Source organism: Streptomyces sp. NPDC039423 (genome assembly GCF_055598725.1).
Genome location: NZ_JBVKAH010000009.1, coordinates 204,615 through 218,377, shown reverse-complemented (window position 1 = coordinate 218,377; position 13,763 = coordinate 204,615). Strand labels below are relative to the sequence as shown.

Here is a 13,763-nt window from a genome sequence, read left to right as displayed (position 1 = left end):
TCTCAGCCGACGGCGGGCCGGGTGTCCGCCGTGACGGACGCGGCCGGTACCCAGTGGCCGGTGGGGCCGCCGGCGGCGATCCGGAACATGGCCCGGCCGTTGACCACGGACCGCCGGTCGGCCTGCACCTGTACCGGCTCGGAGGAAGCGACCGTCTCGGTGGCCGCCACGGTGCCGTCGGCGGTGATCCGGTACGTCTCCACCGGTACGTCGCCGCCGGGGAAGGTCAGCGCGCGCGTGGGCCGGTACGGAGTGGGCAGCAGCTCGCCGAGCAGGTAGCTCTTCGGCCAGAACTCGCCGACCCACCAGCCGGCGTAGGATCCGGCGCCGATCAGGTAGTGGACGCCGCGCCCCCGGATCCGGCGCCGCATGGCGGCCGGCGCCCGGGTGTCGCGGGAGAACATGACCGTGCGCCGCTTGAGCTGGACGTCGTCCCCGCCCGACGTCCAGGCGCCGCCGGGCGCCGTGTCGAACCGCAGGAGCGTGTGCGTGCCCGCCCGGAACGCGATCGTGCCGCGCACACCGGGCGCCGGGAAGTCGTCCACGAGCCGGTCGACGTGCTCGGCGAAGTCGGGGCTGCCGGTCTGCCGGTGCAGCTGCTGGAACAGGTGGATGTGGTGCTGGTGGTAGGTGGGCGCGGGGATGCGGTGGGTCTGGCAGTAGTACGAGTACCAGCGCTTGTTCCGCAGCAGCGGGAAGTACCGGGCGATGGTCGTCGCGCACGCGTCGTACAGGTCGGCCGCGGGGCCGCTGCCCGTGGCGACGTGGTAGTCGTACAGCCCGAACATCGCGAAGATCATCCCGTTGTACGTGTAGTCCCCGGCGTCCGGCTGCGCGCCCGGGTACTCCTGGATCCACGCGTAGCCCGCGTTGTCGACGTTCACGGCCCACGGGACGCCGTCGTCGAGGACCTGGAGCGAGGGGAACGTGCGGTCCGCGGCCTGGCGGTACCGGTCCCGGTCGGCGGCGCCGAGGGTGTCCAGTTGGGCGAGCTGCACGAACAGGCTGAGCACCTCGCCCTGGGCCATGCCGGAGTACCAGGGGGCCCGGTAGTCGACCCCGGAGTGGACCTGGTGCGTGAAGTCGAAGCCGTAGGGGAACCACCAGGCGCCGCGCGCCTCCTTGCGCCGGGCGATGAGCCGGTCGGCCTGCGCCCGGGCCCGGGTGAGGAACAGGGCCTTGCGGGCGGGGTCGGGCTCGGTGCGGTGGCTTGCGACGCAGCCGAGTCCGAACTGCGCCTGACCGACGGGATGGTCGTGGCCGACGCTGCCGCCACCCGGGAAGTACCGGTACACACCGGCCGCGTCCAGCCGGTAGGGGCCGGTCGACGGTGAGACGTTGGCCCACTTGACCGGGCGGTCCCGCCAGGGACGCAAGCCGTCGGGCAGATCGGTGACGAGCCGGTAGCCGGCCTGTTTCATGGAGTCTCCGGACAGAGGAAGGCCCCGCCCATGGGGTTCATCGGGGCCGTCGTCGGCCATCGGGGCTGTGGGGGGAGCGGCCGCGGCCGGGTGTGGCAGAGCGGGAGCCGGAGCCGTGAGGGGAGGTGAGGGGAGGGGAGTACGGAGGCTCGCTCGGGGGGAGGGCCTCGCGCGGAATCGAGCGTATCCGCCCCCGTCGTACAGGTGTGGGACCTCCACGGTGGGCCCGGGCATCCGGGTGAAGCCGCGCACCCCCACCGCCCGCCCGGGCGGCGCTCAGGCGGCGGTGGCGCCGGCGCGGGCCAGGGCGAACACCCCGGCGACGATGAGCGCGACCGCGGCCAGTTCCGGCACGAGCCACCAGCCCGTGCGTACGTGTTCCTCGTACAGCAGCACGCCCAGGGTCAGGCTGACGGTCGCGTCCCCGAGGGTGAGCGCGGGCTGGGACGCCACGAGCGGCCCGCCTTGCAGGGCGTGTTCGAGGAGCAGGAGCGCGCAGATTCCGCAGAGCGCGAAGGCGTAGGTGTGCCAGGTGCTGAAGAACGCGCCCACGCCCTCGTCGTCGAGGATGTGCATCGAGGTCTTCATCAGCGTGGCCGTCAGGGCGTAGCACACCGCGGTGGCCGCCCCGAGGCAGGCGGCGCGCGCCACCCCCGGCGGCCTCCGCAGGGCGGCGGCCGTGAGGACCAGTACCACCACGGCGCAGACCGCCAGCGTGGGGATCCACCGGTCGAGCGGCACCCGTGTGCGGTTGCCGCTCGGCGAGGCCGCCAGCAGGGCGACCACCAGGCCCACGACCACGGCGGCCACGGCGCCCCACAGTCGGGGCGGGAGCCGCTGACGGTCCGCCAGGGAGCCGATGAGCAGGGCGAGCGGCAGTTCCATGATGAACAGCGGCTGCACCAGAGTCAGCGGACCGGTCGCCAGGGCGGCCGCCTGGCCGACGCCGGCGACGATGACGGCCAGGATGCCGGCCAGCCAGACGGGGCGTCGCAGCAGGTCGAGCAGCATCCGCGGGCGGAGGCCCTGTGCCTGGGGGACGGTCAGGGTGGCGCGCCGCTGGAGGACGGTGGCGACGGCGTTGGCGGCCGCCGCGCACAGCGCGAAGAGGGTGGGGAGGAGGACGCCCATCCACCGATCCTCGTCGGACGCGGGGCCCGCCGGCGGTCACGACACGGCCGGGCCCCGGCCGCGTCGCCGGAGGGTTACCCGGGACGCCGGGCGTGGACGTAGAGATGGGGTTCGGGTTCCGCGCCGGGACCGTGCGGCCGGTAGAGCGCGGTGTGGTGGTGGACGACCTCCAGCCCGGCCTCCCGCAGCACCCGCAGCTGGTCCTCGGTGGCGAGGCTGCTGACGGTGACCGGATGGCCCATCCACACGATGTCCAGGCCCCTGATGTCCCCGGGCACGGTGGCCATGGCGAACGCACCGCCCGGAACCACCCAGGACGCCATCCGTGCCAGGGACCGTTCCACCTCGGGCTGGTCCATCACCAGCAGGGGGAAGAACGCGCACACCGCGTCGTACCCGCCCTCCGGCGGCCGGTAGGCGCGCACGTCCGCCTGCTCGAAGGAGGCGGCCGGGACCCGCTCCCGGGCCAGCCGGACCATCTCCGCCGACACGTCGATCCCGGTGACCGCGAACCCCGCCCCGGCCAGGGTTTCGGCGACGGGCCGGCCGGTGCCGCTGCCCACGTCCAGGACGCGCGCGCCGGGCGGCAGGCAGCCGGTGAGCCAGTCCAGGGCGGCCAGTTGGCCCGGTACGCCGGCGAAGACCTCCTCGTAACGGGCGCCCACCGCGTCGAACACGTCGGCGGCGGACACCCTCGCGGACCGTGGCGCCTGGCCCTCCCCCACACGGTCGCCCTCGCCCTCGCCCCGTCCCTGGCTTCGGCTCTCGCCCACCCGTCCTCCTCCGTGTCACCCGGGTCCGGACCGGAACCGGACCGGGAACCGGACGCGGGGCCCGGGACCCGACGGTATCCGCGGTCCCCGCCACCGGCCAGGGTCCCCGCCGACCGCGCCGTGCGGCGGGGCGGTGCCAGGGCCCGGCGCGGGGCCGGGCGCGGGACCGGGGGAGTCGCGGCAGGACGTCGGCGGGCGGTGTGCGAGGCTCACCCCCATGCGGTACATCATCATCGGTGCGGGCGCGGTCGGCGCCACGGTCGGCGGCCGGCTCGTCCAGGCCGGCAAGGACGTCGTCCTGGTGGCGCGGGGCGCACAGGCGGAGGCCCTGCGGGCGGACGGGCTGCGGCTCACCACCGCGGACGGCACCCGTGTGCACCGGCCGCCGGTCGCGACCGGCCCCGCCGACCTGGGGGCTCTGCGGCGCGACGACGTACTCCTGCTCGCGGTGAAGACCCAGCACGCCCTCGACGCGCTCGACACGTGGGGCGAGGCGGAAGTGGCGGGCGGTGGCACGGCGGCCCAGCGGCTGCCGGTGTTCTGTCTCCAGAACGGCGTGGAGAGCGAACGGCTCGCGCTGCGGCGGTTCGCCCGGGTGTACGGGGTGTGCGTCTGGCTCCCGTCGACGTTCCTGCGGCCGGGTGCCGTGTCCGCCCTGTGCGCGCCCCTGACCGGCATCCTGCACGTCGGGCTCGCGGCCGGCGGCAGCGATCCGCTGGCGGGGCGGGTGGCGGACGACCTCGTCGCCGCCGGCTTCGGGGCGCCGGTCGTCGACGACGTGATGCGGTGGAAGTACGCCAAGCTGCTCGACAACCTGGGCAACGCGATCCAGGCCACCACCGGCCCGGAACCGGACCCGGCCAAAACGGCGCTGCTGCGGCGGGCCGTCGAGGAGGCCGAGGCGGCCTTCGCGGCGGCGGGCATCGCGTACGCCTCCCGGGAGGAGCAGTCCCGGGCGCGCGACGGCAGGGTGGACCAGCCGCCGGGTGTCCGGGGCGGCTCGTCCTGGCAGAGCCTGGCCCGCGGCACCGGCTCCATCGAGGCGGACTACCTGAACGGCGAGATCTCGCTGCTCGGCCGGCTGCACGGCGTACCGACCCCGGTGAACGACGTGCTGCGCCACGCCGCCAACATCTTCGCCCGCAAGGGTCTCCCGCCGGGCGCCATGTCCGTGCGGGACCTCACCGCCCTCGCCGACGAGGCGGCGGGCCGCGCCGCCACCAGCTGACCGCGTCACCGCCTCCGTCGACCGCGCCGCCACCACCTGACTCCGCCGCAGCCTCCCTCGACCGCGTGGTCCCCTCCTGACCGCGCCGTCTCCCCATCGGCCGCCCCGGACCGCTGCCGCCGTACGCGCCCGGCCCCGTGGCGGAGTTGGGGGAGTTGGGGAGTGAGAAGAGCACGCCTCGCCCGAGGACGGCCGGATCAGCCGTCACCATCGCAGAGGGCCGCAACCCGGACACCTGTGAGCGGTTGGGCGCAAACACGGGGAACACACCAACTCCTGTCCGCATAGCGAACGTTGGTCTGCGCCCTTAGGACAAGAGCTGGTCAAATACTTGATCAATATCTGTCAACCGATGGTCATCTCCTGGCACTCTCGCAGCCATCCCCACCACCCCCACGGACCGAGAGAAGGAGACCATCGTGTCCCCGTACTCCCGCACCTCCCGCGTTTCCATACGCGCCGCCGCCCTCGCCGCCTCCGCCGCCATGGTCGTCGTCGGTGTCCAGGCGGGCACCGCCACCGCCTCCGTGGACCGCGAAGGGGGCGCCCCGGCCCCGGGCGCCGCCGCCCCGCTCAGCGCCTCCCAGCGGGTGGCCGCCCTCCAGCAGGCCCAGGCCGGCGCTCCCACCACCGCCCGGACCATCGGCCTGGACACCGCGGTCGAGAAGCTCGTCGTCCGCGACGTCGTCAAGGACGCCGACGGCACGGTGCACACCCGCTACGAGCGCACCTACGCCGGCCTGCCCGTGCTCGGCGGTGACCTCGTCGTCCACACCGCCAAGGACGGCAGGAACAAGGGCGTCACCAAGGCGACCGGCGCCCGTATCGCCGTCGCGAGCACCGACGCGGCCGTCACTCCGGCCGGCGCCCGCAAGGGCGCGCTGACCGCCGCCGCCGAGGACGCCCCGGCGGCGAAGGCCACCACCGACGCGCCCCGCAAGGTGGTGTGGGCTGCCACCGGCAAGCCCACCCTCGCCTACGAGACCGTCGTCCACGGGCTCCAGCACGACGGCACCCCGAGCGAACTGCACGTCATCACCGACGCCACCACGGGCAAGCGGCTGCACACCTACGAGGCGATCGAGACCGGTACGGGCACCAGCCAGTACAGCGGCACCGTCCCGCTCGGCACCACGCCCGGCACCTCCGGCTACACCCTCACCGACGGTGCCCGCGGCGGCCACAAGACGTACGACCTGAACGGCGGCACCACCGGCACCGGCACCCTGTTCACCGACGCCGACGACGTCTGGGGCAACGGCCTGGCCTCCAACCGCCAGACCGCCGCCGCCGACGCCCACTACGGCGCTGCCCTCACCTGGGACTTCTACAAGAACGAGCTGGGGCGCAACGGCATCGCCGGCGACGGCAAGGCCGCCTACTCCCGCGTCCACTACGGCAACGCGTACGTCAACGCCTTCTGGTCCGACCAGTGCTTCTGCATGACGTACGGGGACGGCGCCGGCAACAGCCGGCCGCTCACCTCCATCGACGTGGCCGGCCACGAGATGACCCACGGCCTGACCTCCCGCACCGCCGGCCTCCGCTACAGCGGCGAATCGGGCGGTCTCAACGAGGCGACCAGCGACATCATCGGCACCTCCGTCGAGTTCTTCGCCAACAACGCCAACGACACCGGCGACTACCTCATCGGCGAGAAGATCGACATCCGGGGCGACGGCACCCCGCTGCGCTACATGGACAAGCCGAGCAAGGACGGCAGCTCCGCCGACAACTGGTCGAAGTCCGTGGGCCGGCTCGACGTGCACCACTCGTCGGGTGTCGCCAACCACTTCTTCTACCTCCTGTCGGAGGGCAGCGGCGCCAAGACGATCAACGGCGTGAGCTACAACTCGCCCACCTACGACGGGGGCTCGGTCACCGGCATCGGCCGCGCCAAGGCCTACCACGTCTGGTACAAGGCCCTGACGACCTACATGACGTCCACCACGGGTTACGCCGGCGCCCGCACGGCCACGCTCCAGGCGGCGACGGACCTGTACGGCGCGAACAGCGCCGAGTACCAGGCCGTCAACCGCGCTTGGGCGGCCGTCAACGTGAAGTAACGGTTCACCGCCGGTTCGCCGACGGTCCACCGGGGTACGGCGGCACGGTCCCCGCGCCGCCGTACCCGTGGAGGACCACCTCGGTGTGATCCCGGTCGGCGGCGCACCGGCCCTGGCGCTCGCCGCGCGCCCGGGACGTCAGCGTCCGGGAGGGCGGGACGCCGAGGCGTCGGCCTCGCCGCCCGCGCCGAGGAGACCGGTGGCCTCGAACGGGTGCTCCCTGGCCAGCCGGGGCAGCTCCCGGCGCGACAGCGCCGTCACCACCGGCGGCATCGCGGCCCGCACGAGCTGCGTCGCGCGCAGCCAGGACGGTACGTAGACCGAGGGACGCCGCCGTTCGACCGCGCGGACCAGCCGCTCGGCGACGTAGGGCGCCGGGTACACCTTCCTGGCCGGGGGCGGCATGTGGCCGCGCAGCTCCCGCAGCACCGCGTGGGCGTCGACGTCCCGGATCATGTCCGTGTCCGTCCAGTTGATGTACGCGATGCCGACGGCCACACGGCGGTGGGCGACCTCGGCGCGCAGCGAGTGGCAGAACGACTCCACGCCCGCCTTGGAGGCGCAGTACGCGCTCATCATCGGCGAGGCACCGATGGAGGCCAGCGACGCGACCTGGAGGAAGTAGCCCCGGGTCTCGAACAGCGCCGGCAGGTGCACGCGCGCGGTGATGGCGCTGCCCACCAGGTTCACCTCGACGACCCGCCGCCAGACGGCGGGGTCCGAGCGGTGGAAGGGCCCTCCCTCCGCCAGTCCGGCGTTCGCCACGACCACGGACGGCGGTCCCAGCCGCTCCGTCACCTCCGCGGCGACCTCGGCCATCCGGGTGTCGTCCGTGATGTCGACCTCCCAGCACACCGACTCGGTCGGGAGGCGTTCGCGTACCGCCGCCAGGGTCCCTTCCTCACGCCCGAGCAGGGCCACCCGCGCCCCGCGCTCGGCCAGCCGCACCGCGATCGCCTCGCCCAGACCCCGGGCCGCCCCCGTCACGACCGCCGTACGGCCGTACAACGGGCTCTCCTGCGTTCCCATACGACGACTCCCGCTCCTCCATGTGATCCACCGGCCCACCGCCCACCGGCCCACCGGCTCCCAGCCTGACGGCCGGTCCCGGCGACCGCACCCGCAGCGCCGGGCGCCGTGTCCCCCGCGAGGCGGGGCTTGCCATGGAGCGGACTCCAACTCGTAGGGTCACCGGCAGCCCCCGAGGGACAGCCCCGAGGGACAGCCCCCGAGGGACAGCCACGAGGGACGATTCCAGGGAGAGTCGCATGCGCCACCGCGTACTGGGCGGGACCGGCATCACGGTCAGCCCCTACTGCCTCGGCACCATGATGTTCGGAGCCGTCGGCAACACCGACCACGACGAGTGCGTCCGGATCGTCCACGCCGCGCTGGACGCGGGCATCAACTTCGTCGACACCGCCGACATGTACTCGGCGGGGGAGTCCGAGACCATCGTCGGCAAGGCGCTCAAGGGCCGGCGCGACGACGTGGTGCTCGCCACCAAGGTGCACTTCCCCATGGGGGACGGGCCCGGCCGGGGCGGCAACTCACGGCGCTGGATCGTCCGGGAGGTGGAGGAGAGCCTGCGCCGGCTGGGAACGGACTGGATAGACCTGTACCAGGTGCACCGGCCGGACCACACCACCGACGTGGAGGAGACGCTCTCCGCCCTGACCGATCTGGTGCGCCAGGGGAAGATCAGGGCGTTCGGCTGCTCCACCTTCCCCGCGGACCAGATCGTCGAGGCGTACCACGTGGCCGACCGCCGCGGTCTCCAGCGGTTCCGCACCGAGCAGCCGCCCTACTCGCTGCTGGCGAGGGGCGTCGAGCGGCACGTACTGCCCGTGGCGCAGCGGCTGGGCATGGGCGTGCTCACGTGGAGCCCGCTGGCCTCGGGCTTCCTGACGGGCCGTTACCGCAAGGGCCGGGCCGTCGATATGAGCAGCGGACGCCCCACCCTGCACCCGGACCGCTTCGATCCGGCGGCACCACGCACCGCGGCCAAACTGGACGCCGTCGAGCGGCTCGTCGCCGTGGCCGAGGACCTGGGCTGCTCCCTGCCGCACCTGGCCGTCGCCTTCCCGCTCGCCCACCCCGCCGTCACCTCGGTGATCATCGGCCCGCGCACGATGGGGCAACTGCGCGACACCCTCGACGGAGCGTCCGTACGGCTGGACGACGCCGCCCTCGACAGGATCGACGCCATCGTCCCGCCCGGGACCGACGTCTACCCTCCGGACGGTGTCTGGGCCCCGCCGTCGCTCACCACGCCGGCGCTGCGGCGGCGCCCGGCCGGATCCAGGTCCGCCGTCTGAACCCGCCCCCCGGGCGTCACGCGCGGCGGTCGGGCAGGCCGATCGGGTTGGGGAAGCGCAGCGCCGTCGCGCAGGCTTCCGAGAGCGGGGTGAGCGCGGCCAGGAGCCCCGTGGCCTCGTGCGGGGGCAGGGCGTGCCACGGACGGGCCGCCGCGCGGTCGGTCGCCGCCTCCACGGACGCGTGGGCGCGGCGGCCCGCGGCCGTGGCCCGCCCCGTGGCGGCGTCCAGCAGCCCGCGACCGGCCAGCCGCGCGGCCGCGGCCTCCCACTCCCCGTCCGTCCAGCCCCGGTACGGTTGCAGCTCGGCGCGCGGCAGGTCGGTTCCGGCCCGCAGCACCAGCGCCTCGCAACCGTCCAGGTCCGCCGCGACGAGCGCGGCCACATGGCCGTCACCCCGGTGCTCGCGCAGGACGGTCGCCGCGTGCCACAGCAGGGCGAGCGGGTCGTCCGGGCGGCGCAGTGCCGCGTTCACCGCGGCGAGCGGGCGGCCGGCGCAGTCCAGGCCGGTCACGTACCGGGCCAGCGAGGCGGCCGCGTGCTCCGCCTCCCGCTCCCGGCCCGCGAGCAGCCGGGTGAGCGCCGCCCGGGCACCTTCGGCCCGTATGTGCAGCGCCTTCTCCGGGGTGACGGTGTCCCAGACGGACGGCAGGGCCCGGGCCACCATGCCGGGCGCGAACGAGAAGAAGGCGGCGGTGACCGGCGCCGGCCCCACCGCGCCCAGCGGAGCCGCCCGGCCGGCGAAGTAGCCGCGCCAGAAGCCACGAAGCCCCGCCTCCTCGAACGCCGCGCGGCACTCCGGCGCGAAGTACGTGACCGCGTGCACCGGTTCGGCCAGCGTCCACACCAGACGGGCGGTGCGCTCGGCCGGGGAGGCGGGGGCGGTGTCCGTGGCGAGGTCCGGGGAGGCGGGGGCGGTGTCCGTGGCGGGGTCCGGGGAGGCGGGGGCGGTGTCCGTGGCGGGGTCCATGCCCCGCATTCTGTGCCGGGCGCCCGGCACCGCACCAGCGGTTCCCGGACAACGTGCCCCGGGCCGCCGCCGGAACACGGTGCGGTGTGCCTGCTGATGAACGGACTCCTCACCAGCGTCCTTGACCAGTGATCCCCGGACCCCGGGCGGTGGGTACAGAAGGTCACGGATGGGGTGCCTTCGTGAGCTCGTCCACCAGCCGTGCCGTGACCGGCACGGCGACCGCGTGCCGCGCTGCTGCGCGCAGCAACGCCCCGCCGATCGCGTCCAGTTCCAGCGGCCGGCCGGCCTCGGCGTCTCGCTGCATCGAAGACTTGCTGTCCGGCGGAAACGCGTCGTACCTCGTGAGGGTTTGGGCCGGGTCGACCGGTGCGCCGCTGGCAGAGCTGACGGCTGCGGCCTCCTCGACGAGAGCCACCAGTTCCTTGCGGTGCCGCGTCCGTACACCGCCGATGGTGAGTCCGTAGCGGGTGGTGAGCAGCGCGAAGGGGGCGAGGAAGGCGAACTTGCCCCAGAGAGTGGCACTCTCGTCCTCACTCACGCGGACGTGCACGCCGGCGGCTGTGAGCATCGTCGCCAGCGGAGCAAGGCGTGCCGCCGGTCCGGCGAGGTCGATCTCGGTGAACGGGCTGCCGTGCTCGATGCTCCCCGGAGCGACGCGGGTCGATTCGACGCGGATGGCGCCGGGGACGACCGGCTGTGCGCCGTAGCGCCGACGCAGCGCGGCCGTGTGCTCGATGCCGTTGAGCAATGGCAGCACAAGGCCATCCTGGACGAAACCGAGCGGTACCCGAACCAGTGCCTCTTCGAGGGCGGTCTGCTTGACGGTGACCAGGCACAGATCGACCGGCTCGCGCAGCTCGGTGTCCACCTCAACCTGGGCGTCGAAGTCACCGAACTGAGCGCTGCGCACGTGGAGGCCGTCCCGCCGCAGCGCATGTGCCGTTGCCTCTCCCGCCAAGCAGATCACCCGGTGTCCGGCGCGGGACAGCAGCGCGGCCAGCAGGCCGCCGACGCCTCCCGGTCCGAGGACGGCCACGGTCCACGCGCGGGCTGAGACTTCCGTAACCAGCGGGGAGGGTGTGAGCACGGCGCGGCAATCCTTCCATGCGGATGCGGTCAGCAGTGGTCCGAAGCGCGTGAACAGGGTGAGGAGACCGGGCCCCCACTTCAGGCGGAAGTCAGGGTCGCCATGGGCGATGTCCAGTTCGTTGGCTGCGGTCAGTTCGGCAAGGTCCCGCCTCAGCTCAAGGCTGGGGGTGAAGACGCGGCCGGTGAACCGGTCCCGGATCGGGGCATCGGTCTGGGCCAGGTTCGGGTAGGAGGCGTCCCGGTCGCAGCCGGCATAGGCGTAGACGAGCTCTTCGGCCTCGGTTCCGATCACCGCGGCCAGTTCACTTCGGCGGTCCGGTGGCAGCAACGCCGTGGGAAAGCCGTTGGTTCCGTAGAACGCGTGGCACAGGCCGGCCAGTTGCAGAGCGGGACGAGCGCCCCACGCGGCGAGTCGTTCCTGTACGCGTGTCAGGTGGGCGAGGAGGGTGCCGCCCGGGTGATCGAGATCTGCGGCACCGAGCTCGCGAAGGAGCGCGATGGCGTGGGCGAAGGCCGGGGGTGATGTGGACAAGGGAGGTGGTCCTCTCTGTGTGGGCGGGTCGGCACCCGCCTCCCCCCGCCTTCAGGTGCGATTCGTCGCGAAGGCGCGGAGGCGGGTTGCCGCCCTGGGCCGACCCCTTACTGATCATCGAGCGCCCCAACACCCCAGTCAATCCTAGGGTTTGCTTCTCCGGTCCTAAGTCTTGCCTTGGGTGTCCGCGGGATGGACGCCTACGTATGGTTGCCGAACGTCGCGCCTACCGGTCCCCACCCCTCCCCGAGGGCCGCTGCCCCCGGCTCCTGGCTGGGGCGGGGCCTCCGGCAGCGGAGGGCCGACCCGGCCGGTCCTGCCCCCCCTGTCGCCGCGGTCGCGCCATGCCGGGACCACGGCGCTCAGCATCAGTACGGCGCTGAGGGCGAACGCCAGGGGGTAGCCGGTCCGGTCCGCGAGCAGCGCGAAACCCACCGCGCCGAGGCCCATGCCCGCGTCGCGCCTGGCCGCCGGCTTCCACGCGATCGCGCATCTCAGCCCCCTGGCCGACGAGCAGGCCGTTGTCACCGCCGCGCGGGCCCGGTCCGTCGGCCTCTACGGCATGAGCCTGTACCGCTCGACGCACGCCACGACCCCCGCACAACTGGTGCTGGGCTTCGGCAACGTCGCCGATCGCGCCATCGCCTCCGGCATCACTGCGGTCCGCCACCTGCTTTCCTGACCGGCGTGGGCTCCGTGCGCCGCCCGACGAAGCGTCTCGACGACGCGCTTCGACCGGGTCAACGTGCGAGGGCGCGCCCCGGGTGCCCGGGTCCTCAACTGCCTTGGGCCGGCTCGCTCTCTTTGCCTTCGACCAGGCAGAAGGGATGACCAGCCGGATCTGTGAAGACCCTCCACCTCTCCTCACCCGGCTGGTGATCCGGCTTGCCCGCACCCAGCTCCAGCAGCCGGGCCTCGGCCTCGTCCAGGTCCTCGACCTCGAAGTCGAGGTGGAACTGCTGGGGAACGGCTTGGTCCGGCCAGCGCGGAGCCCGGTAGTCGTCGACCCGTTGAAAGCCGATGAAGAGTCCGTCCTCACCACTGAGACCGGCAAAATCGGCGTCTGATTTCGGGTGGGGTTCGAGTCCGGTGGCCTGCTGATAGAACAACGCCAGAGCCACCGGATCAGGGCAGTCGAGTGTTATCGCGGTCAACTTCATCCGCAGGGGCATGGCACCTCCGGGCCGATCGGTGGACCTTCACGCTACGCACCCTAGAGGCGACCGCTCGTTTGCGGGGGCACGGTCGCCGTGGGCGGGCTCCGGACCCGGCTGGAAGAGTGGCGGGGCCAGTCGAGAGGACGGCAAGCGAATCCGTTCTGTGCCGTGCGTGAACCGGCTGGCAAGCCGCAGGTGGCCGGGCTGCCGCCGTCTCCACCTTCGGACATCTGCGACCTGGCCCTGGCGACAATTTTATCGTCCCAGCTCGGAAGGCACTTTCGCCTTCCCGGCCAGCAATCGGCCGCACGCCGACCGAAACGGCGAGGCTACGTCCTGCCGCGCCGGCGCGCGTTGCGTACGGCGAGGAAGGCGGCCGCGCCGCCGGTCAGCAGGACGCCCGCCGCGGCGACCGGGACGAGGGGAGTCCCGCCCGGCACGCCGGAGTCCGCCGCCGACGTGGCCGCCGCCTCCGCGGTCGCCCTCGTGGTGGTGGGCGTCGTCCCGCCCGCGCTTTCGGCGGGTGCGGTCGGACCGGCGGCCCCCGCGGCTCCGCGCGCGGGCGCGGCGGGCGCGGGCGACGCCGGTGCGGCGGCGGGCACGGTGAGGTCCGCCGTGTCGCGGCCGAGGCCCGGGTGGCCCGCCTCCACCACCACGGTCCAGCGGCCGGGAGGCAACGCCTCGGCGGTGGTGAAACGCCCGTCGTCCACGGGGTCGGGTATCAGGAGCCACGGCCCGGCGGTGCGGCTGCCGTCGGCGCTGACGGCGTTGACGGTGGCGGCCACCCGCTCGTCCAGGGGGTCCGCGTCGTTCTCCCAGGTGACCCGGGCGGTCACGTGTCCCTGCCGGTGTCCGGCGATGTCGACCGCCAGGGTGCCGCCGTGGGCCCGGGCGGCACCGGTGGCGGCGGCGGTGGCGAGGACCGTCAGCACGGTCACCGCCAGGGCCCGGGCGGCAGCGGTGGTCACGGCCGCCGGTCGGTGCGCTTGCACAGTCGTCCTCCGAGGGGAGCGGGGCCGGCGGGCGGTCGGTTGCCGCCCGCCGGCCGTCGTTCAGGCCGGCCGGAGCCGGCGGGTGG

The 13,763-nt window shown here is 73.7% G+C and carries 12 protein-coding genes and 1 pseudogene; 4 read left to right on the top strand and 9 right to left on the bottom strand.

The genetic code is table 11. The features are described 5' to 3' along the window. Positions 1–2: 2 nt before the first annotated feature. From ACZ7LK_RS26920 to ACZ7LK_RS26910, 3 genes are all read right to left on the bottom strand, one after another. Entirely contained in the window at positions 3–1,421 is a 1,419-nt protein-coding gene (locus ACZ7LK_RS26920; protein WP_469465008.1) for a D-glucuronyl C5-epimerase family protein, read from the bottom strand. A gap of 276 nt (positions 1,422–1,697) precedes the next feature. Then, complete coding sequence (locus tag ACZ7LK_RS26915; RefSeq protein WP_392277209.1) at positions 1,698–2,552, bottom strand: DMT family transporter; 855 nt, start codon at positions 2,550–2,552, stop codon at positions 1,698–1,700. A gap of 74 nt (positions 2,553–2,626) precedes the next feature. Then, a complete protein-coding gene (locus tag ACZ7LK_RS26910) occupies positions 2,627–3,325 on the bottom strand; it encodes a class I SAM-dependent methyltransferase (protein WP_471143855.1) in 699 nt (232 codons plus the stop codon). 217 nt (positions 3,326–3,542) lie between these two features. Between ACZ7LK_RS26910 and ACZ7LK_RS26905 the strand changes: the two genes are divergently transcribed. Both ACZ7LK_RS26905 and ACZ7LK_RS26900 read left to right on the top strand, forming a co-directional pair. Beyond that, positions 3,543–4,553, top strand: coding sequence for a ketopantoate reductase family protein (locus tag ACZ7LK_RS26905; RefSeq protein ID WP_392277207.1), 1,011 nt, complete (start codon positions 3,543–3,545; stop codon positions 4,551–4,553). Positions 4,554–5,038: 485 nt separating this feature from the next. After that, positions 5,039–6,619 (top strand): M4 family metallopeptidase, encoded by a 1,581-nt coding sequence (locus ACZ7LK_RS26900; RefSeq protein ID WP_469465016.1) that lies wholly within the window; start codon positions 5,039–5,041, stop codon positions 6,617–6,619. 138 nt (positions 6,620–6,757) lie between these two features. On the opposite strand, the gene ACZ7LK_RS26895 is transcribed toward ACZ7LK_RS26900, so the two are convergent. Beyond that, positions 6,758–7,648, bottom strand: coding sequence for an SDR family oxidoreductase (locus tag ACZ7LK_RS26895; RefSeq protein WP_392277206.1), 891 nt, complete (start codon positions 7,646–7,648; stop codon positions 6,758–6,760). Positions 7,649–7,887: 239 nt separating this feature from the next. Here ACZ7LK_RS26895 and ACZ7LK_RS26890 point away from each other — a divergent pair, with 239 nt between their 5' ends. Beyond that, positions 7,888–8,937, top strand: a complete 1,050-nt coding sequence (locus ACZ7LK_RS26890) for an aldo/keto reductase (protein ID WP_392277205.1) — start codon at positions 7,888–7,890, stop codon at positions 8,935–8,937. Positions 8,938–8,953: 16 nt separating this feature from the next. Here ACZ7LK_RS26890 and ACZ7LK_RS26885 read toward each other — a convergent pair whose 3' ends face one another. The 3 genes and pseudogenes from ACZ7LK_RS26885 to ACZ7LK_RS26875 all read right to left on the bottom strand — a co-directional run. After that, positions 8,954–9,904 carry an SCO6745 family protein gene (locus ACZ7LK_RS26885; RefSeq protein ID WP_471143853.1) on the bottom strand — a complete coding sequence of 317 codons (951 nt, stop codon included), beginning with the start codon at positions 9,902–9,904 and terminating at the stop codon, positions 8,954–8,956. Positions 9,905–10,067: 163 nt separating this feature from the next. Further along, the gene (locus ACZ7LK_RS26880) at positions 10,068–10,976 is read right to left on the bottom strand and encodes a ketopantoate reductase family protein (RefSeq protein ID WP_471143869.1); all 909 of its coding nucleotides are present in this window, start codon (positions 10,974–10,976) and stop codon (positions 10,068–10,070) included. A gap of 270 nt (positions 10,977–11,246) precedes the next feature. Continuing rightward, positions 11,247–11,528, bottom strand: a pseudogene (locus ACZ7LK_RS26875) (DUF6817 domain-containing protein); the annotation flags it as partial. A gap of 448 nt (positions 11,529–11,976) precedes the next feature. On the opposite strand from ACZ7LK_RS26875, the gene ACZ7LK_RS26870 reads away from it, so the two are divergent. Continuing rightward, the gene (locus tag ACZ7LK_RS26870; protein WP_392277203.1) at positions 11,977–12,210 is read left to right on the top strand and encodes a hypothetical protein; all 234 of its coding nucleotides are present in this window, start codon (positions 11,977–11,979) and stop codon (positions 12,208–12,210) included. Positions 12,211–12,304: 94 nt separating this feature from the next. Here ACZ7LK_RS26870 and ACZ7LK_RS26865 read toward each other — a convergent pair whose 3' ends face one another. Both ACZ7LK_RS26865 and ACZ7LK_RS26860 read right to left on the bottom strand, forming a co-directional pair. Next, a complete protein-coding gene (locus tag ACZ7LK_RS26865; RefSeq protein ID WP_471143851.1) occupies positions 12,305–12,700 on the bottom strand; it encodes a VOC family protein in 396 nt (131 codons plus the stop codon). Between the two features lie 314 nt (positions 12,701–13,014). Further along, positions 13,015–13,653 carry a hypothetical protein gene (locus ACZ7LK_RS26860; protein WP_392277202.1) on the bottom strand — a complete coding sequence of 213 codons (639 nt, stop codon included), beginning with the start codon at positions 13,651–13,653 and terminating at the stop codon, positions 13,015–13,017. Positions 13,654–13,763: the final 110 nt, after the last annotated feature.

What these genes read in the sequence shown, in the direction of transcription:
- ACZ7LK_RS26920 (WP_469465008.1), bottom strand. Translation starts at nt 1,421, where the DNA reads ATGAAACAGGCCGGCTACCGGCTCGTCACCGATCTGCCCGACGGCTTG.
- ACZ7LK_RS26915 (WP_392277209.1), bottom strand. Translation starts at nt 2,552, where the DNA reads ATGGGCGTCCTCCTCCCCACCCTCTTCGCGCTGTGCGCGGCGGCCGCC.
- ACZ7LK_RS26905 (WP_392277207.1), top strand. Translation starts at nt 3,543, where the DNA reads ATGCGGTACATCATCATCGGTGCGGGCGCGGTCGGCGCCACGGTCGGC.
- ACZ7LK_RS26900 (WP_469465016.1), top strand. Translation starts at nt 5,039, where the DNA reads ATGGTCGTCGTCGGTGTCCAGGCGGGCACCGCCACCGCCTCCGTGGAC.
- ACZ7LK_RS26895 (WP_392277206.1), bottom strand. Translation starts at nt 7,648, where the DNA reads ATGGGAACGCAGGAGAGCCCGTTGTACGGCCGTACGGCGGTCGTGACG.
- ACZ7LK_RS26890 (WP_392277205.1), top strand. Translation starts at nt 7,888, where the DNA reads ATGCGCCACCGCGTACTGGGCGGGACCGGCATCACGGTCAGCCCCTAC.
- ACZ7LK_RS26885 (WP_471143853.1), bottom strand. Translation starts at nt 9,904, where the DNA reads ATGGACCCCGCCACGGACACCGCCCCCGCCTCCCCGGACCCCGCCACG.
- ACZ7LK_RS26870 (WP_392277203.1), top strand. Translation starts at nt 11,977, where the DNA reads ATGCCCGCGTCGCGCCTGGCCGCCGGCTTCCACGCGATCGCGCATCTC.
- ACZ7LK_RS26865 (WP_471143851.1), bottom strand. Translation starts at nt 12,700, where the DNA reads ATGCCCCTGCGGATGAAGTTGACCGCGATAACACTCGACTGCCCTGAT.